This window comes from Gardnerella sp. DNF01204, from assembly GCF_049244145.1.
In the GTDB taxonomy this organism is placed as follows: domain Bacteria; phylum Actinomycetota; class Actinomycetes; order Actinomycetales; family Bifidobacteriaceae; genus Bifidobacterium; species Bifidobacterium vaginale.
In genome coordinates this window covers 1475002-1494609 of record NZ_CP058379.1, presented here as the reverse complement: position 1 = coordinate 1494609, position 19608 = coordinate 1475002, and the positions used below count along the sequence as shown (strand labels likewise).

Annotated in this window: 14 protein-coding genes and 2 tRNA genes; 13 read left to right on the top strand and 3 right to left on the bottom strand. The window is 43.7% G+C overall.

What is annotated here, in order from left to right:
- Nucleotides 1-101: 101 nt before the first annotated feature.
- The 3 genes from valS (at nt 102) to brnQ (ending at nt 6606) form a co-directional block, all read left to right on the top strand.
- The gene (gene valS, locus HXT46_RS05950; RefSeq protein ID WP_421785910.1) at nt 102-2870 is read left to right on the top strand and encodes a valine--tRNA ligase; all 2769 of its coding nucleotides are present in this window, start codon (nt 102-104) and stop codon (nt 2868-2870) included.
- Nucleotides 2871-3037: 167 nt separating this feature from the next.
- The gene (gene argS, locus HXT46_RS05945) at nt 3038-4834 is read left to right on the top strand and encodes an arginine--tRNA ligase (RefSeq protein ID WP_421785908.1); all 1797 of its coding nucleotides are present in this window, start codon (nt 3038-3040) and stop codon (nt 4832-4834) included.
- 215 nt (nt 4835-5049) lie between these two features.
- The gene (gene brnQ, locus HXT46_RS05940) at nt 5050-6606 is read left to right on the top strand and encodes a branched-chain amino acid transport system II carrier protein (protein WP_020760228.1); all 1557 of its coding nucleotides are present in this window, start codon (nt 5050-5052) and stop codon (nt 6604-6606) included.
- A gap of 121 nt (nt 6607-6727) precedes the next feature.
- Here brnQ and HXT46_RS05935 read toward each other — a convergent pair whose 3' ends face one another.
- Nucleotides 6728-7075, bottom strand: coding sequence for a phenylpyruvate tautomerase MIF-related protein (locus HXT46_RS05935; protein ID WP_004114298.1), 348 nt, complete (start codon nt 7073-7075; stop codon nt 6728-6730).
- A gap of 136 nt (nt 7076-7211) precedes the next feature.
- Between HXT46_RS05935 and HXT46_RS05930 the strand changes: the two genes are divergently transcribed.
- From HXT46_RS05930 to HXT46_RS05890, 9 genes are all read left to right on the top strand, one after another.
- A complete protein-coding gene (locus HXT46_RS05930; RefSeq protein ID WP_004114300.1) occupies nt 7212-7721 on the top strand; it encodes a GtrA family protein in 510 nt (169 codons plus the stop codon).
- Between the two features lie 23 nt (nt 7722-7744).
- Complete coding sequence (locus HXT46_RS05925) at nt 7745-8377, top strand: histidine phosphatase family protein (RefSeq protein ID WP_009994640.1); 633 nt, start codon at nt 7745-7747, stop codon at nt 8375-8377.
- Nucleotides 8378-8467: 90 nt separating this feature from the next.
- The gene (locus HXT46_RS05920; protein WP_048730720.1) at nt 8468-9415 is read left to right on the top strand and encodes a hypothetical protein; all 948 of its coding nucleotides are present in this window, start codon (nt 8468-8470) and stop codon (nt 9413-9415) included.
- A gap of 27 nt (nt 9416-9442) precedes the next feature.
- Nucleotides 9443-11005 carry a glutamate--tRNA ligase gene (gene gltX / locus HXT46_RS05915; protein ID WP_421785904.1) on the top strand — a complete coding sequence of 521 codons (1563 nt, stop codon included), beginning with the start codon at nt 9443-9445 and terminating at the stop codon, nt 11003-11005.
- A gap of 186 nt (nt 11006-11191) precedes the next feature.
- Nucleotides 11192-11264 (top strand) — tRNA-Glu (locus HXT46_RS05910).
- A gap of 40 nt (nt 11265-11304) precedes the next feature.
- Nucleotides 11305-11376 (top strand) — tRNA-Gln (locus HXT46_RS05905).
- A 365-nt stretch (nt 11377-11741) separates the two neighbouring features.
- On the top strand, nt 11742-13184 hold the full coding sequence (locus HXT46_RS05900) for an FHA domain-containing protein (protein WP_004138728.1): 1443 nt from the start codon (nt 11742-11744) through the stop codon (nt 13182-13184).
- An 18-nt stretch (nt 13185-13202) separates the two neighbouring features.
- Nucleotides 13203-17024, top strand: coding sequence for a helicase (locus tag HXT46_RS05895; protein WP_421785902.1), 3822 nt, complete (start codon nt 13203-13205; stop codon nt 17022-17024).
- 24 nt (nt 17025-17048) lie between these two features.
- The gene (locus tag HXT46_RS05890; protein WP_004114310.1) at nt 17049-17252 is read left to right on the top strand and encodes a hypothetical protein; all 204 of its coding nucleotides are present in this window, start codon (nt 17049-17051) and stop codon (nt 17250-17252) included.
- A gap of 7 nt (nt 17253-17259) precedes the next feature.
- Here HXT46_RS05890 and HXT46_RS05885 read toward each other — a convergent pair whose 3' ends face one another.
- Together HXT46_RS05885 and HXT46_RS05880 are read right to left on the bottom strand one after the other, a co-directional pair.
- The gene (locus HXT46_RS05885) at nt 17260-17931 is read right to left on the bottom strand and encodes a hypothetical protein (protein WP_009994632.1); all 672 of its coding nucleotides are present in this window, start codon (nt 17929-17931) and stop codon (nt 17260-17262) included.
- Nucleotides 17932-18102: 171 nt separating this feature from the next.
- Complete coding sequence (locus tag HXT46_RS05880; RefSeq protein ID WP_004114314.1) at nt 18103-18279, bottom strand: FmdB family zinc ribbon protein; 177 nt, start codon at nt 18277-18279, stop codon at nt 18103-18105.
- Between the two features lie 240 nt (nt 18280-18519).
- Here HXT46_RS05880 and HXT46_RS05875 point away from each other — a divergent pair, with 240 nt between their 5' ends.
- Nucleotides 18520-19563 carry a hypothetical protein gene (locus tag HXT46_RS05875; RefSeq protein WP_004114317.1) on the top strand — a complete coding sequence of 348 codons (1044 nt, stop codon included), beginning with the start codon at nt 18520-18522 and terminating at the stop codon, nt 19561-19563.
- The last annotated feature ends 45 nt before the right edge of the window (nt 19564-19608 follow it).

The window sequence follows — 19608 nt, the reverse complement described above, 5'->3', positions numbered from 1 at the left end:
GTGGTTTGGGATTAGTCGCCAGCAACCGTTGATTTGAATAATTTTTACAAATATTTGTAAAAATATTGACGTTGTCGCGCTGAGTTTCTAATATTCAGTTCATGAGTGAACAGGATAATAACACAGTAAAACACGCACATTTAACGCCGCTTCCTAACAAAGTTGGCGTTGATGGTCTTGAAGACAAGTGGCGTAGTAATTGGGACGAAGCTAAGACTTACGCATTCCATAATTCTCGCGATCGTAAGGCAGTATATTCTATCGATACTCCACCTCCAACAGTTAGTGGTCATTTGCATGTTGGTCACGTATTCTCTTACACGCATACTGATGTGATTGCGCGATATAAGCGTATGCAAGGTTTTGACGTTTTCTACCCAATGGGTTGGGATGATAACGGCTTGCCAACAGAACGCCGCGTGCAGAATTATTACGGTGTGCGAGTGGATACTTCGTTGAAGTATGACCCTGATTTTAAGCCGCCTTTTGAAGGCACTGAAGGCAAGAAGATTGAAGCTAAGGATCAGGTTCCTGTAAGCAGACAGAACTTTATTGAGCTTTGTGAGCGCCTAACTTCTCAAGATGAGAAGCTTTTTGAAGCTTTGTGGCGTAGGCTTGGTCTTTCTGTTGATTGGTCGCAAACTTATCACACTATTGGCGAGCAGCCTCGCCGAGTTGCACAAAAAGCATTCTTGCGCAATCTTGCTCGTGGAGAGGCTTATCAGAAAGACGCTCCAGGCTTGTGGGATGTTACATTCCAGACTGCAGTTGCGCAGGCTGAGCTTGAAGCGCGCGAATATCCTGGCTTCTACCATAAGATTGCGTTCCGCTTTGAAGATGGTACGCCAATTTATATTGAAACTACGCGCCCAGAATTGCTTGCTGCATGCACTTCTTTGATCGCGCATCCAGACGACGAGCGTTACAAGAAGTACTTTGGTCAGGAAGTTTACTCACCGCTGTTTAAGGTGAAGGTCCCGATTTTGGCGCATCCTGCAGCTCAAATGGACAAGGGCGCTGGCATTGCAATGTGCTGCACTTTCGGTGACGTAACTGACGTTGAGTGGTGGCGCGACTTGAGTTTGCCAACTCGACCAATTATTCAGCGTAACGGCCGCATTGTAATGACGACTCCTGATTGGATTACGGACGAGTCTGGCCGTGAAATGTTCGAGAAAATTGCCGGCAAAACCACGTTCTCCGCTCGCAAGGAAGTTGTTGAAGCTTTGCAAGCAGCTGGAGATATGGAAGGCGAACCAAAGCCAACAAAGCGTATGACGAACTTCTACGAAAAGGGCGATAAGCCTTTGGAAATCGTCACTTCTCGCCAATGGTACTTAAAGAACGGCGGCACAGATGAGAAGCTGAATGCTGAGCTTATTGAGCGCGGTAAGGAACTTAACTTCCACCCAGACTTTATGCGCGTGCGCTACGAGAATTGGGTTCACGGCTTGAATGGTGACTGGCTTATTTCTCGCCAGCGCTTCTTCGGCGTGCCATTCCCACTTTGGTACCCAGTAAATGAAAATGGTGAAGTGGATTACGAGCATCCTTTGACGCCTAGCGAAGATCGTTTGCCAATCGACCCAACTATTGACGTTCCAGAAGGCTTCGATGAATCTCAGCGAGACCAGCCAAATGGCTTTACTGCTGAGCAGGATATTATGGACACTTGGGCTACATCTTCCTTAACACCACAAATTGTGACTCGTTGGGAAGAGCCAGGTGAGGAAAATCAAGCTCTGTTTAAGGCTACTTTCCCAATGGATTTGCGTCCACAAGGCCAGGATATTATTCGTACTTGGCTGTTTAGTACGGTTGATCGTGCGCATCTTGAAAACGGATGCTTGCCTTGGAAGCATGCTGCGCTTTCTGGCTGGATTCTTGATCCTGACCATAAGAAGATGTCTAAATCTAAAGGCAACGTGGTTGTGCCAAATAAGCCAATCGAAGAGTTTGGTGCGGATGCTGTGCGCTACTGGGCAACTTCTGCAAAGCTTGGCTTGGATGCAACTTACGACGAAGGCCAGATGAAGATTGGCCGACGTCTTGCGATTAAGCTTTTGAACGCTACGAAGTTTGCGCTCGCAATTGGCCGTGAAGATGAGGAACATCAGGTTCTTGAGTCTGCTAGTGCGGATTGGGATTTTGCAGACGTTACGGAAGTTTTGGATCGCTCTGTTATGGCAAAGCTCGCATCCGTTATTCGTACCGCAACTGATGCGCTTGAATCTTACGAGCATTCCAAGGCTTTGGAAGCAATAGAAACCTTCTTCTGGGAGTTCTGTGACGATTACATTGAGCTTGCAAAGAATCGTGCTTATGGTACTGCAGAGTCCACTGGACGCACTCCAAGCGAAGCTGCTGTAAAGTCTGCTCGCACAACTCTTGGCCTTGCACTCGACGCGTTGGCTCGCTTGCTTGCTCCTTACTTGCCTTACGCTACGGAAGAAGTGTGGAGCTGGATGCATGACGGCGAAGGTTCTGTGCATCGTGCTAGCTGGCCATGCGCTAAGGCGTATGAGGCTGCTGCAAACGGTGTTTCTGCAGACACTTTAGCTTACGCGGGCGAGGCTTTGGCTACTTTGCGAAAGATTAAGTCTGAAGCAAAGGTTTCTATGAAGACTCCTATTTTGCAAGTGACTTTGAACGTAGCAGAAAATGCTTATAAGGCTGTTGAGGAGACTTTGGGAGACGTTGCGGAAGCGGGACGCGTTACTGGAGAAGTAAAGCTTAACGCTGTTAAGGCTGCGGATGCTGGCGATTCGGCGGCGGATTCTTCGTCTGCAGATGCAGATTCTGATGCAACTAATGTAAACGTTTCTGTTGCTCAAAGCGAACTCGGTGAAGCTCCTGCAAAAAAGAAGTAATCGCCAGTAATCGCAAGTAATCGAAAATGATTAATCGCGAAGTAACTAATCGTAAGCTGCTTCGCGATTAATTGCAAAACAAAAGCGCTGTAAGTTAATCTTTGACTCCAGCGCTTTTTGTGTATTGTAAATACTAAGCATCGCGCGGTAACGCTAGACTGTAAACCATGAATCCAGAAAGCTTAAGTGAATTAATTGAAAAAATCGCGAAAGATTTAGTAGCAAGTGGTAAAGCTGGCAATCTAACAGAAGATTTGATTCCTGCTGCCGAAAAACTTGCGGTGATGCGACCAAAAGATCGCGCACACGGCGATTGGGCTACGAACGTTGCTATGCAGCTCGCTAAAAAAGCTGGTATGAAGCCTCACGATTTAGCTGAACTTTTTGCCGAGCGTTTGCAAGAAGCAGAAGGTATTGCGTCTGTAGAAGTTGCAGGTCCTGGCTTTATTAACATAACACTTGATTCTGCTTCTGCAGCGGCAGTCGTAGACGAGGTCTTAAAGCAGGGTGCTGATTTTGGCAAGAATACGCATTTGAGCGGCAAAACTTTGAATCTTGAGTTTGTTTCCGCAAACCCAACTGGCCCAATTCATATTGGTGGCACTCGCTGGGCGGCAGTTGGCGATTCCATGGCTCGAGTTTTGGAAGCGAACGGCGCAAAAGTTGTGCGCGAATACTATTTCAACGATCATGGCGAGCAAATTAACCGTTTTGCAAAGTCTTTAGTTGCTGCAGCTCACGGCGAAGAAACGCCTGCAGACGGATACAAAGGCGCGTATATTAACGAAATCGCGGATGCTGTTATAAAAGAAGCGCAAGCAGACGGCGTTGATGTTCTTTCCTTACCTCGAATTGATCTTGGTAAAGACGAGGAAGGTTTGCCGCTTGGCGAGGGCGACTCTGAGCAGCGTGAAGAGTTCCGCAAGCGCGCAGTGCCAATGATGTTTGCTGAAATTCGTAAGTCAATGCGCGATTTTCGCGTTGGCTTCGACGTGTGGTTCCACGAAAACAGCTTGTACGAGGATGGCGAAGTTGAGCGCGCTATTGCAGATTTGCGTGAGCGTGGAGACATTTTTGAAAAAGATGGCGCAACTTGGTTTGAATCTACTAAGCATGGCGACGACAAGGATCGCGTAATTATTAAGTCTGACGGCAATTACGCCTATTTTGCTGCAGATATTGCGTACTATCGCAACAAGCGTCATCGCGAACAGAATCCTGCGGACGTAGCAATCTACATGCTTGGCGCGGATCATCACGGCTATATTGGCAGAATGATGGCAATGTGCGCGGCTTTTGGGGATGAGCCAGGCGAAAACATGCAGATTCTTATTGGTCAGATGGTAAACGTTATGAAAGATGGTAAGCCTGTGCGCATGAGTAAGCGTGCTGGAAACGTTATTACGATTGACGATTTAGTTGATGCAATTGGCGTTGATGCTTCTCGCTACTCGCTTGCGCGCACCGACTACAACACAAGCGTTGATATTGATTTGGATTTGCTTGCTTCCCACAGCAACGATAATCCTGTGTATTACGTGCAATACGCTCACGCACGCAGCTGCAATGTGGCTCGTAACGCTGCGGATGCTGGAATCAGTGCAGATGGAGCCGATTTAAGCTTGCTTAATACCGAGGCTGACGGCGAAGTGCTGGCTGCTTTGGCGCAATGGCCTGCAGCTCTTGCACAAGCTGGCGATTTGCGTGCTCCACACAGAGTTGCGCATTATCTTGAAGATTTGGCAGCAAGCTACCACAAGTGGTACAACCTTGAGCGCGTAGTGCCAATGGAGTTGAGCGACCCAGAAAATCGTTTGCCAGAAGCAGAGCGCGAAGCTCAGCGCATTGCAAAGTGCCCAGAGCCAGCACGCGCTGCAGCTCGCTTAAAGCTTAACGAGGCTGTTCGCACAGTTATTGCATCTGGACTTGATTTGCTTGGAGTTTCTGCTCCAGACAAGATGTGATTTAGTGCATTTGCTTTTTTATTTAGGACGTTAGTTTTTACGCTAGCGTCCTTTTATTTTTGACTAGTAGACACGCGCGAAATTGCAAATTTTTGTCGATTAAGTACATGCGATTGATTAGTATACCCCCTAATATTATTTTTCGGTTTCAGTTTTGTTATTCAATGCGTTAAATAATATGCTTAAACAATTTTTCACCATATAGGAGGTGTAGCATGAGCGTCACAACACAAAGTGTCAGCACAGACAGTGCCCCGAAAAAAAGGAACTTGACAATTATTGAATCCGCATACGTGGCGGTCATGTTGTTCGGCATGTTCTTTGGCGCTGGAAACCTTATTTTCCCAGTATTCCTTGGTGCTAACGCAGGAAACAATTCTGCGCCTGCAGCAATCGGTTTTATTGTTACTGGCGTTGGTTTGCCATTGTTGGGCGTTACGGCTCTTGCAATGAGTCGCGCAAACGGTCTTTTTGAGCTTTCTAGCAAAGCTAGCAAAAAATACGGCATGTTCTTTACATGCGTTCTTTATTTAACAATCGGCCCGTTCTTCGCAATTCCGCGCTGTGCAACAACTTCATACACTGTTGGATTGGAGCGAATTATTCCGCAAGACGGAAACGGACAACTATACTTGTTCTTGTTCTCTGTAGTGTTCTTTGCGCTCGCATTCTTCTTTGCTATGAAACCAAGCGGCATACTTACGTGGGTTGGTAAAGTTCTTACGCCAATCTTCCTTGTGTTCCTAGCTGTTTTGGTATTTACTGCACTATTTTCTCCTATAAGCGGTGCTTCTTCGGATGCTGCTCCTATAGGAAATTATGTTAATAAGTCATTCTTTACAGGATTCTTAGATGGCTACAACACAATGGATGCTTTAGCTAGCTTGGCATTTGGAATTGTTGTTGTTAGCACCATTCGTCAGTTTGGTGTAAAAGATCCTAAAGATGTGGCAGTTAATACTGCCCGCTCTGGATTCTTTAGCTGCTTGCTTATGGCGTTGATTTACGTTGCGATTGTTGTTGTTGGTGTGCGTAGCCGCGCGCTGTTCCCACCTGCGGAAAATGGTGGCGTGACTTTGGCGCAAGTTGCACGCTATCATCTTGGAAACGTTGGCTTATTCGTGCTTGCTGCAACTGTAACTCTTGCATGCTTAAAGACGGCAGTTGGCTTAATCGTAAGCTGTTCGGAAACTTTCTCTAAGCTATTCCCTAAAGGTCCTAGCTATCGTGTTTGGTCTGTATTGATTACGCTTGTTTCGTTTGGCCTTGCAAACTTTGGTTTGAGCGCAATCATCGAATATGCGGTTCCAGTATTAATGTTCTTGTATCCGCTGTCAATCGTGCTGATTCTTTTGGCTTTGTGTGGTCGACTTTTTGGAAATTCCAAAGTTGTGTACGCTTGGACACTTGGTTTTACTGGTGTTGCAGCTGTATTTGACTTTTTAAATAGTTTGCCATCCGCTTTGCGCAACGCATTGCATATGAACGATATGTTGTTGGTTGCTCAAAACTGGTTGCCGTTCTCGGAATTTGGAATGGCTTGGGTTTGCCCTGCTGCTGTTGGATTTGTTGTTGGCTATGTTCGTATGGTTTTATGTGACAACAAAGGTATGGAAGAAGTGGCTCGCGTAGCTGCTGGCCCAGATCTTGAAGGCAGCGTTGCTAATAGCGATGGCTATTCTTCAAGCGATGCTGATTTTGACGAGTCGGATGCGTTCGCTGTATCTGCTAAGTCTACTGTTGACGAGCCTAATTTTGGCAATCAATCCTAGTGACTAATTCACAACTATTTGTATAGATAGTTGTAATAATAAATAATCGCCATATTAATGCTCATATGAGCTGCGATATGGCGATTTTTGCGAGTTGAGATTTTAGGCTTGCGACTTGCGACTAGAAGTTGCCGCCGTTCCAACCCCAGTCAGTTGTTGCAGTGTAACGAATGTAAGTGCGGTCTTGTGGCACTCCAAGCTCGCGATTCAAAGCTGCCATAATCTGCTCTGTCAACTTTTCCCAAGCAGACCCAGGTACGCTAGAACCAAACACGTTCACTTCAACATAAGCTGCAGGCTTAGAATTGTCTCCTGCAAAATAAATTGGCATATTGTCTTCAAACGGGCACATAAGCCAATGCTCACTTTTGCCTGGAACTGCGCTAATCGCTTTGCCGTATGCTGCTTTTAAGGCATCGCGCTGAGCAGGTGTAGTGCTTACAGAAACATGAGTGTGAATAACTGGCATAATCGCTCCTTTGCTAAGTTTTATGAATTTTTTAAGTTTATAAACTTGTGCTGCGCAACTTATGTTACGCAATAATAAACCTGCGTTACGCAATAATTATAGTGAATTGTTAGCCTCCGCGTGTTTAATTGAATGTATGAAAAAACTTATTGAACAGGTTGTTAAGTTTGGAATCGTAGGCATTATTGCGCTGATTATTGACGTAGTATTGCTAAACCTGCTTCTTCTTGTGCATCTTAATAACGTTGTTGCTGGAACAATATCTTTTATAATCTCACTTATTTTTAACTATATTGCCAGCATGAAGTACGTGTTTAAGCACCGCGAAGACATGGCTCGTTGGATGGAATTGCTGATTTTTATTATTTCTGCAGTTATTGGTTTGCTTATTAACGATGCGATTATTTGGCTTAGCACGCTTGGAATGGCACAAACTTTGCGTGGTACTGCGATTTACATGCTTCGCACAAACATTGGCAAGCTTATTGCAACAGTTGTTGTAGCTGTGTGGAATTTTGTTATTAGAAAATGGCTTTTAGACGACACAAAGTCGCAAAAACCTGATTATGATGCCGCTAAAGACAATACTTTTGCTCACAAGTTAGGTGAATGGTCGTTAAGTCACACTCCAAAAGGGTGGAAGTAGGTTTGGAAGTAGGTTTAGAAAATATGCCAGCTACGACTATTCATTTTGTGCGCCACGGGGAAGTGGAAAATCCAAATCACGTGCTTTACGAGAGGCTCCCAGGATTTCACTTATCTAATCGCGGCTTAAAAATGGCTTGCGCTACAGCAAAATACATTGCGACTGTTCCACAAATGCGCGGAATTAGTGCGATTTACTCGTCTCCTTTGGAGCGCACGCAAGAAACAGCGCAACAAATCGCAAGCGCTTTGCAAATTGGCCCGATTATTTTAGACAATCGTCTAATCGAAGCAGAAAACAATTTTCGAGGGAAAAGAATCGGCTACGGCGAAGGCGCTTTGTGGAAAAACAACAATTGGAAACTTGTATCTAATTTGTGGAAGCCAAGTTGGGGAGAATCCTACAAGAGTATTGCTGCGCGCGTTGGCGATTTTGCGTGCGAACAAGTGAAAAATCACCCAGGAGAGCAAATCGTAGCTGTAACGCACGAATCGCCAATATGGTCTTACCGTCATTTGCTAGAAACAGGTCACGCTGAGCACAATATGCTTTTGCGTAAAACGGCCTTAGCATCGATTACTTCGATTACGTACGATTGCGCAAATATGAATGTGCTTTCCATCACATATGTGGATCCTGCGGCGCGTGTGCAATAGAACGTGTGGAATAATAAGCAATAGACTTTAAAATATGCATAAAAGATGCGTAGAAACTGTTTTTTACAGCTAATGCGAAGGAGCGTTATTATGGGTGATTCTGTAGAAAAGCTGGATTCACAGGCTTTGAGTCTGCTTGAGTCTGCTGCAAAGTCGGCCGCGGATTTAACTAAATTGTGGCCTTTAAGCGAAGCTCGCCATTTAGATAATGACGCAAAATATGCTGAAAATCTTGAGGTTAGGGCAATTCGCACTATTGCTCGAATTATTACAGATTTAGACGTTACTGTTCCAGATGCAGAGTTTGTGTATGAAGGTGCAGACGAAATTCCAGGACGCCCTCAAGAGATAGTTGACGCTCTTTTGGCTGCTGCAAACGCTTACGATGATATGGATTTATGCTACGAACCAGACTACAGCGAAGCGCAAGAAGAGCTAGAAAATAACACGAATGATGTTAGCGCTATTTTTAACAAGCTTGAATCAAATCTTTCTAATGATGTTAACGCAATCAACGGTGCTGCGGATTCTTTAAGCGTTGCAGGTAATTGGAGTGTTGATAGCTTGCAAGATGCGTTTAGATGCGCAAAACAAGAGTGTGATTTTTGCGGACTTAATTCTGTAGAATCGCAAAAAATTACAGCAATACTGTCTATTCTTAAAAGTCTTATTGAAAAAACAAGCAACATTTACGAAACTTTGCCTATATTCCTATATATTAACGAAGTGTGTGAGTGCGCGGGAGTTCCGCGAATGATGTTTAAGGATAATCAGTGGCGTGCGATTGTTGATTGCGTAAAAAGTGGCGATGATGGCGAAACTGGCGAAAATAGCGAAAATAGTATGAGCACGCTACTTGAAATTGCAGCCCCATTGCTTGAGCGCGAATGGTTAAAGCATAAGGAAGACGTACTTTGGGATCCAGAAGAGGCTAAGAAGCTTGCAAAAGAAGAAGACGATAGAAAGTCTCGCGAGGCTCTTGCTGCAAAGTTTGCGCATGTGGAAGGTAATAAGGAATCAACGCAAGCGCTTGACTAGATAGGCACGTCCGTAACGCGCGGCACAATGGAACCTATGACTGATACAGAGGAAACTCAAGAAGTTGCTAATAATGCAACAAAATCCACAAAGCCTGAACTTCCAAAGAATGTTCGTGTGCGTTTTTGCCCTTCGCCAACCGGCACGCCTCACGTTGGCATGGTTCGTACAGCGCTGTTTAACTGGGCGGAAGCTCGCCATACTCGCGGCAAATTGCTTTTCCGCATTGAAGATACAGATAATGAGCGAGATAGCGAGGAAAGCTACCAGCAGATTATTGAGGCTCTTCGTTGGCTCAATATTGATTGGGACGAAGGTATTGATGTTGGTGGAGAAAATGGCCCTTACCGCCAGTCTCAGCGTATGGAAATTTATAAGGATGTGGCGAAAAAGCTTTTTGATGCAGGATACGCTTACGAGTCCTTCTCTACTCCAGAAGAGATTAAAGAGCGCAATATTTCTGCAGGGCGCCCAGCTGAGTTTGGTTACGATGGTTACGATCGCAACCTTACTGAGGAGCAGAAGCAAGCTTTCCGCGAGGAGGGTCGCAAGCCTGCACTTCGCTTGAAGATGCCAAATGAAGATATTACTTTTAACGATTTAATTCGTGGCGAAATCACCTTTAAAGCTGGATCTGTTCCAGATTATGTGATTGTGCGCCCGAATGGTGATCCGCTTTACACGCTTACGAACCCTGTTGATGACGCGTTAATGGATGTGAACGTTGTTTTGCGCGGTGAGGATATTCTTAGCTCCACACCTCGTCAGATTGTGCTTTACCGTTATCTTATGGAAATGGGTATTGCGAAGGAAACTCCGCTTTACGGCCACATGCCTTACGTTATGGGCGAAGGCAAGAAGAAGCTTTCTAAGAGAGACCCTGAGTCCAACTTGTTCTTGCATAGAGATAACGGCTTTATTCCAGAAGGCTTGCTGAACTACTTGGCTTTGCTTGGATGGTCTATTGCGCCTGATCGCGACGTGTTCACTATGGACGAGATGATTGAAAAGTTTGATGTGCGAGACGTTAAGGCAAACCCTGCACACTTTGACTTGGATAAAGCAATTTCCATTAACGCTGAGCATATTCGCATGCTTGATTCGCAAGACTTCTTAAATCGCTCTGTGCCTTATTTGCATAAGGATGGCGTAGTTAGCGCGGACAATTGGGATGCCTTAACTGACCGTGAGCGTGAAGTGCTCACCGCTGCTGCTCCTCTTGTTCAGCCTCGAGTGCGTTTGCTTGGTGAAGTTGCTGGAATGGTTGGCAGTTTGTTGAGCGAAGATGGCTATATTGAGCCAGATGACGATGCGCGTAAGCAGCTTAAGGAATCTGCTGGTGATGTGCTTGATGCTGCGCTCGCTGCTTTGCAAAGTGTTGATGCTTCTGATTGGCATACGGATTCTTTGCACGAGCTTTTGAACAAGAAGCTTGTAGAGGAAGCTGGCTACAAGCCGCGCTTGGCATTTGGCCCTGTGCGAGTGGCCCTTTCTGGCCGTCGCGTTTCTCCGCCATTGTTTGAGTCCATGGAAATTGTTGGTAAAGACGTGACTTTGGCGCGTTTGGCTGGATTGCGTGAGCATTTGTAAATCGTAAATAGCTTTTAAATCTTAAGTAGATTTTGTATAAAGCGGGAATGTAGTGGAATTCTGCATTTCCGCTTTTTGTGTTTTTTAGGAGTTTTAGCGTATTTTCGACACGCCGCGGTTGCGTATTGAGCTGTTATGTTGTAAAGTCGACATTTGTTGCGTCTAGAGGCGTAGCAGATAAATGAAGCCCCCGTCGTCTAGCGGCCTAGGACTACGCCCTCTCACGGCGCCAACACCGGTTCAAATCCGGTCGGGGGTACAAAGACGGAACGGTTCCAAGAGCCGCGAAGCCTGCCAATTGGGGTATGGTGTAATTGGCAACACAGGTGATTCTGGTTCATCCATTCTTGGTTCGAGTCCAGGTACCCCAGCGAATAACCCTCGTATTTTACGAGGGCTTTTTTGTATTTCAAAGATAAAAGATATAGCTTACGTTGCTCGTACTTTTCTTGTTTCTTATATTTGTATCGCGTGTGAGGCATTTGTAACGTTTTTTTACTGATTTTCGTTACATTTTGTATCATTGATGAGATGTTTGTAACGTTTTTTGCGGTAAAAACGTTACAAACGCATCATGTGAGCTACGAATATAACGCAAGCTATTGCTTCTGCTCTAATAGACTCAGCGAATCGAGGTGATCTCGCGCATTATGCAGCTCGGAGTTGTCGATTCGCGCAATATACACAAAGCATGACACAATAGTATGTAGTGTGTTTTTTGAAGGGAGCAGGTTCCGTGGGAAGTCGACAAACCTTGCAGCGTTGGATGATTACAGTAGGTGGTGTCGAGCAGGCGCGCGTTGGAGCGGGTCAGTCTGTGGAGATCGGCAGAAAGCCTATACGACCTTTGCGCGAAGACGGTTTTATGCGTGTAGACATTGTAGACAATAAGCGCTCAATGTCTAAAAGGCATGCGCTTCTTATAGTAGACACAAGTGGCGTGGCGACTATTCGAGATTTGCATTCTACAAACGGAACTTATCTTGTAAACGAAAGCGGAGATTTGCTGCGACTAGATCCAGATGTTGATTTTCATATGCCAGATAGCATTGTTCGCATGCAATTTGGAGATGTGCCAATTGACTTTGTGCGTATAGAAGAGCCAGTTCCTTTGGCTGAAAATAGTGCGGAGCCTGTACGCGACTTGTTCTCTTATGCTGCTGACGGTTCCATTAAAGAGCCAGATGCTTCGGATTTGTCGGTCGATGATATTCTTGATATTCGTGCTGGAGAGCCAACAGGCGTTTTCCGTGCACAATCTGTTTCACACCCTAATTTAGTGTGGGATAATCAGTCCAAATTAAATGCTGCCGGTAAAGCTGATGATGTTTATAGTGCAAGCAAGGCTGATATTTCAGTAAATCCTGTAAAACAAAGCGATCCCGTGATTGCTAATCAGGTTGTTCTTCCTGTTGTGCGTGAAGATTTTGAGTCTGCTGCAGAACCTCGTAATCTTTTTGATGATGCAGCACAAGCTAATGCATCACAAGCTAGTAGTGACAAAACTAATAGTGATGAAACTGTAAATCCAGATAATATTGTGGATAACAGTGCTGTTGCAGGTAACGCTGCTATTTCTGACAACAGTGTTGTTGCAAATGATTCTTTTGATTCTCACAATGTTCAAGACGATTCTAAAATTCCGGACTCGCAAAATGTAGATGTTGAAAACGAGGATCACACAACGCAAGATCAGAATACTGAACAAAAAGAGATAGCAGAAATTCAAATCAATTATCAAGATGAGAATGAATTACAAGATGGGGCAGAAGATGAGTCGCCAGCAACCGACGATTCATTGCAAGATGAGCCTCAAATTCAACTAAATCATGAACAATTCATTCAATCCAATTCAGTCAATATTCAAGAAGATTCGCAATACACTCCAGCTTTTGAACCAGGGTCTGTGTTTGAAAAAGTGTCAAATGGAGAATTCAACGCGCATAAAGAAATTGTACAAGCAGGTGGATTCACTTCGGAAGAAGCTCAGAAAACCACTGATTTCTCTAAGCAGTTTGAGATAGCAAAATATCAAGAATTACTTCCATTTTTAGCCATGAATACAGGTCTTTATGACGATTTATACGCTTGGCTTTCAGCTCAAGGCAATGCAGACGTAGATGAAGCTTTAGCGCAAAATAGCGGGTATAACGCTTACCGCAACGCAGTAGGTTTATAAACAGGGGAGTTTAGTAGTATGAGCGGCGAACAGAATGATTTTATAAGCCAAGTAAATCAAGCGCATAATGCGAGTGAACAAAATTATCAAGAAGCTTACGAGCAGAATGCGCAAATAAAGCATGAAAGTGCGCAGGCTACAGCTTCGCGAGATGAAAAGTTAAGGCGAATAAACTCTTGGCGCGAACAATACAAGTCACAGCTTGCGCCTTCGCCGCTTGAAGACATAACGAAACTTTCCGCACAATTAGAATTAACGCATGCTCACCCATCTGGGATAGCGCAACTTTTTGCGAGTGGAAAAGTAACTCTTCAGGCGTTATTCCGCGATTCTGGAATGTTGCGCGCGGCAGGGCGCAGACTAGACAGGGTTTTTGAAGATAGAGATAATAAGGCGCACGAAAATGGTGTTTCGGAGCTTTCGCTTGTTGTTGGAGTGGCATCGTGGAGCGGTAATCATGTGCCAGTTTTAACATACCCAGTGAGAGTTATTCGAGACTCTGGCAAGGATGAAACATACGCAACAATCTACTTTTCTGGCAATGTGCGCTTAAACCATGCTCTTGTTCTTAGATTGCAAGAGAGAGGCGTGAATCTTAGTGAAGATGCGCTTTTTGACGGCGCAAACTATGAAAGCGGAACACCAGAAACGTCAGCTGTTTTTGATGCAATTTGTGCATCTGCTCGCAGCGTGTTCCCAGATTTTGATATTGAACGAGATATTGTTCTTGGATGTTTTACTGATTCGGGATCCAGATTTTTGGCTGAAAGCGCTCAGATTTTGCAGGCGCTTAAAGTTGGGAATGCTGGAAACACTATGATTGATGCGGTTGCTGGCGATGAGCGTGCGCTTCAAGAGTTGGCGGCAAATGATAGGCAAGAGTATTCTCCTCTAGATGTAGACCCTCATGGTGAATATGAAGTCGGTGATGTAGATAATGTTGTACGTTATGCATCTGGTTTAGCTGCTAATGGCGTTTCTCTGGCTTTAGACGTGGATGCTGGATCTGATTCTGCTTCTATCGCGGCTGCGATTTCTTCACGCTGTGTTCTTGCTGGAAAGTCCATTTTATATGTTCCAAATGTTATGGAACAACAGCGTCGATTCCGTCATGCTCTTAGTGCGAATGAGATTTCTTCGCTTGCGCTAGACGTTTCGGATTCTCACCTTGCGAAACATGTGGATTCTCAGCTCATAGCTGCAGTTGGGGCGCGTCAAAGCGTTGCTTCTAGCCGTTTTGAGCAGGTTTGTGACGAGTTAGTTGGTGTTAAAACTCGCTTAAATCGTTATTTGGGAGACTTGCACGGAGTAGATGAGCGTTGGGGTGTGTCAGCGTATCATACAATGCAAAATCTTGCTGCTATTGCAATGTTGCCTACTCATCCTTGTACTCATGTAAGACTAGATGTTGCTGCTGCAAGATCGCTTTCTGGTCATTTAGATGAATGGGCGCAAAAATTACATCAAGCAGATGAGCTTGGAGAATTTACGATAAAGCCTGAAGATACCCCGTGGTTTGGCGCGTCTTTGTTCAATGAGAATGAGGCTGTTGCTGTATATCAGCGCGTTGTAGATGTTCTACTAAAGCTTCTTCCTGCAGCACGCGAACATGTTAAATCAACTGTTCAAAACTGCGGTTTTCCTGTTCCTGCTACCGCACGCGAATGGGGTAGACAGGTTACGGTGTTAAAGAATCTTCGCCGAGTTTTAGATGTTTTCCAAGCAGATATTTTTGAACGTGATCTTAGCGCGATGATTGAAGCAAGTAAGCCTAAAGCTGTTCGCAAACGTGAAGGTACAGTAATGGGCTTCTGGGAGCGTAGACGTCATATTAAAGAAGCTCGTAGTCTTTTGCGTGTAGGAGCTAAAGTAGATGATCTTCATGAGGCTTTGAAGATTGTTGCTCAGCAAGCTGCTCAGTGGCGTACTTTTGTTCCTCATGGAGGGTGGCCTGTGTTACCGCCTAAGTTAGATGAGATTGTTAGTACTCAGGAGCTTTTGGATCGTAATCTTGTAGCTCTTGATGCTGTTCTTTCCACCACGCGTTTGGGTGCTGATCTTGAAAATGTTGAGTTTACTAAACTTGATGAGCGTTTACAGGCTTTACATGACAATCGTGCTTCCTTAGATACTTTACCTGGTAGGTGTGTGATTGAGCGCGATTTACGCGGTGTTGGTTTAGAAGACCTTGTTTGCGATTTGCGTAGGCGTAATGTTACTGGTTCTGCGTTAGATGGTGAGCTTCACTTGGCTTGGTGGACTACGGTTTTTGAAGATATCGTTAATTCTTCCGCGATTATTTCTAACCAAGATGGTTCGGCTATGCAAGATGCTTCTGACCGTTTTGTTCAGGTAGATACTGAGCATGTGCGCTCTGTGGGGCCTATGGTTCAACAAGAGACTTTAAAACGTTTGTGTGAACTACTTTTCTCTAGGTCTCAGGAAGCTAATCAGCTTCACACAACTCTGGCAAGTAATAGTTCTGGCGTGACTTTTACCAAATTGATGAATTCTCATGCAGATCTTCTTCTTGCTGCTAAGCCAATTATGGTTGCTATGCCTTCTACTTTGACTATGATGACTGAATTTAAGCCGATTGTAGACATTGTGATCCTTGATTCTGTTGAGCATTTGAGCAATATTGAGCTTCTTAGCATTCTCGCTCGTGCACGCCAAGTTGTAGTTATTGCTCATAAGAATACGGTAAGTTCGCAGAGTGTTAACGATTTGATTAGTGTTTTGCCTTCTGTACATGTTAAATCTCGTGCTACTAGGCGTTCTCTTCGTCTTGCCAATTTCCTTGAAAATCATGGGTATGGTTCGCTTCGTCACGATGTTCCTGTAGATAGAATGCAAGGTAAAGTTAAGCTTCACCAAGTTGAGGCTTCTGGTGTTCCTGTTATGTCTACTGGTTTGATTGAGAGTAGTCAGAGGGAAATTGACGAAGTTGTTTCCTTGATAAAACAGCGTGCTACGACTTTCACGGTAGTTCCTTCCAGCTATGTTCTTGCAGTTGTAACTCTTACGAGTGTGTTTAGGAATCGTTTAGGAGCGGAGCTTAAGGCTCTTGCTATTAAAGATGAAAATATGAATAGATTCCTTCGCCATGTTCGTCTTGTAGATGCTAGTGAGTCTGTTGGTGCTGCCGCTACGGATGTTATTCTTTCCTTATGCTATGCAAAAACTTCTCACGGTAGGCTTTTGCAACAATTTGGTGTTTTGGAAGAAGAAGGCGGTAAGGGCATACTTCTTGATTCGTTAGCATTAGCTCGTAGAAATTTAGATATTGTTTGCGCGTTTAAATCTAGTGATATGGAAGATGAACGTTTGCATCAGGATGGTCCTAAGCTGCTTAAAGAATTGCTTATTTGGGCTGAGCAGTTGGATGATAGTCCAGTAAATCCAACTGATTTTGATGAAGCAAAACCTGAATATGATCAAGATAAGGCAGAAAATAAGGCAGAAGCTGCAGATGCGCGTGCGGAGGCTTTTGATTCTTCAGTAGACAGTTTTAATAATGTTTTGTTTACTGATTTGGCGGATCGTATTCGCGCTCGCGGATTGTGCGTAGCGGTGAATTACGGATTTGATAAGGAACACAGTATTCCTCTTGTTGTTGGTTTGCCAGATAAGCCTTTTGCTCTTGCTGTTTTAACGGATGATATGAGATTCATGAATATAGAATCAACGCGTGAACGTCATCGCATGTTTGCGCAAGATTTGGAGTATCTTGGCTGGTCTGTTATGAATGTTTGGAGCGTTGGAGCATTCGTAAATCCTGAAAAAGAGGTTGAGCGGGTTGTTTCTAGAATAGGCGAGCTTTATGGTGAAGATCAGTGAGCCGTGATAGGTGAGTGACTATAAGTGAGTGACTATAATCCCAATCGCAGATGTTCTAGAACACATAATCGAGTAGTTCGTAAAGGCTCTGAGCTTTTTGATGCTGATGGCGTTAAGCTGGAGCCTTCGGATTTTCAGACTTTAGACCAGCGCTCTAAAGATGACGATAATCGTATTCTTGGCGAGCTTCCTCCTCATTGGGCAGTTTTTAGTGAACGTGGTAGGTAAAGCTGTTTTATCCTCGTATTGCAATAACCGCAAGGTTTGGAATAATAGATTGTGTATTTATTATCTGTAATGCAGACTCTGCAGGCATGGCTAGTAACGCGTTTTGAGATGAATTGCCTGTTTTGACTACTATTACGTCGTGGATAAAAGAAATGTTTTTATTTTCTTGAACAATGTCATTCTCGTTGTGATCTCCTCTTGAAACTTTGCTAAATGCTATCGAAATATTTTCTCCAATGTTTAAATCTTGGTTGTTGCTTGCCAGTTTTATTGAAATCGTTGTGAATCCTGGTGGAATTTTTGCTTGTTGCGTAATCTGACTAGTAAAGATAGGCATACCATATTTGATATTGCAGGTTGCGATAATAGCATTTTTGATCAAATCTTTGTTAATAACATGATTAAAAACACTGTTTTTGGGCACGTTAACATAAGACAAATCATCTTGTTTAATAAGAGTGCCTTTAGATATATCTCTAATTGCTACAGGTATGATTTGCGTTTCTTGACAGCTCGTAATCATATTTATTGCAATAAGTGTTGCAACGCTAATAAAAAATATGGTAAGTGCATTTAACAAAAGTGCTTTCTGCCTGCGTTTTAAAAGCATGGCTGGCACTTGATTCTCGTGCGTATCATGCGTGCTAGATGTGTTTTTTAATATTGATATCATGCTCATAGAAGCATCATCTAATAAAAGGTGATGCTTCTACAAGATATTTTTGTCAATGTGGTTAAAGGTTATTTTCTATTGTAAATCAGACGATTTTTATGCACTTTTCCACAAATTTGCTAATAAGCGAAATTGTTTATGCACATTTCCACAAATTGTTTGTACCTGCTTGAAAAATTATTTATCAGTGCGATAAAATCCGCTACCTTTAAAATTGATTGGTGGCGCAGAAAACACCTTACGAAGTTCTGGTTTTCCGCATTTTGGACACACTGTAATTGGGTCATCTTCAAACGATTGATATTCCGAAAAATCATATCCACATTGCTTGCAACGGTAATGATAAGTAGGCAACGGTTCCTCCGATCTTTATTTCCATCACATATCCTAGCTCATTCCCGCACCGCATGAAAGATGACTTAAAATATATGCAAAAAGATGCAGTAATTTGTAAAAATTTAATGTAATAATTCCTATAATTGCGACACGCCGAATTGGTTTTGGCTCTTCACATCCGTAACGCACTTTATATTTATACGTATGGGTTATGAATCGGTGAGTGCGTTAATTGTATTAATTATCATCATAGCCTTAATGTTTGGTTGGTTGCCTAAGCGCACTGTTAACAGCATGAAGTCAATGTTGGAGCACAGCGAAGATAGGTATTCACCTTCGCTGCATATTGTGGATGAGCGTAGTGCCTCGCTGTTCCATGAGTGTAGTGGTGCGATGGCGAAAGGGGTTGGAATGCAACCGTCAGAGAAGCGATCGAATAAAAATAAGAACACTAAAAATAAGAGCAATAAGTCAAAGGTGTTAAGAGATAATTTTACTCCGCAACATGTGGCTCGTATTCGTGCTCTTCGTCGCGCTGCGGTTCGTCGTCGCCGTATTTTGGTTTTTTCGCTTGTTTTCTTGACACTTGTGGTTCTTGTAGCTGGTTTGTCTGGATTATATTCTGCTTGGTTCGCTCTTATACCATTCGCTATGGTGTCAACAGTTCTTTACTTTGGCTCTATTGCGGCAAAGCATGCGCGAGATTGGGAAGCGCGCGTTGCTGCTTATAACAAATCTGCTGGAGTGCCGCAAAACTATGGTAAAAAAGGTTATGGCGAATCTAGTGAATCTATTGTGGAACCAGTTTTTGATGCGATTGTCAATTCTGTTGTAGCTCATGAAGAAGAGTATCAAAATTATTCATCAGGTTCTGTTACACAATATTCGTCGAATACTCAAGACAATACAGAAACTTCTGTTATGCAGCAGCGTGAAATTAGTATGGCTTTAGAACGCGTCAATTCGCAGAATGCTAATGGTTATGTATCTGCTGGTAATCAGTCATCGTCTTTGCCTGATGTATCTTATTCTTCTGGCGCGTCTGATTCGTCTGAATCTCATCAAGATTTAATATCTTTCTCGTTTGGGTCTGATTCTACAGAATCTTCTTCAAATGACAAGAATAATGGTCCGTTAAGCTTGGAAATAAAGTCCACTAAGCAGGTTGCTAAGGCAATTTCAGCTAAAAAACCGCTTTCTACTAAAGAAGCTTCCGATAATAATGTGGAACCACCAGTTATTACTGAAGATTCATTAGGAAAAGCTGATTTGCGAGATGTTTTAGCTCGTCGCACTGCATGAAAATAAGTTTAAAAGTAGATTAAAATACACATATTTTTAAAAAAT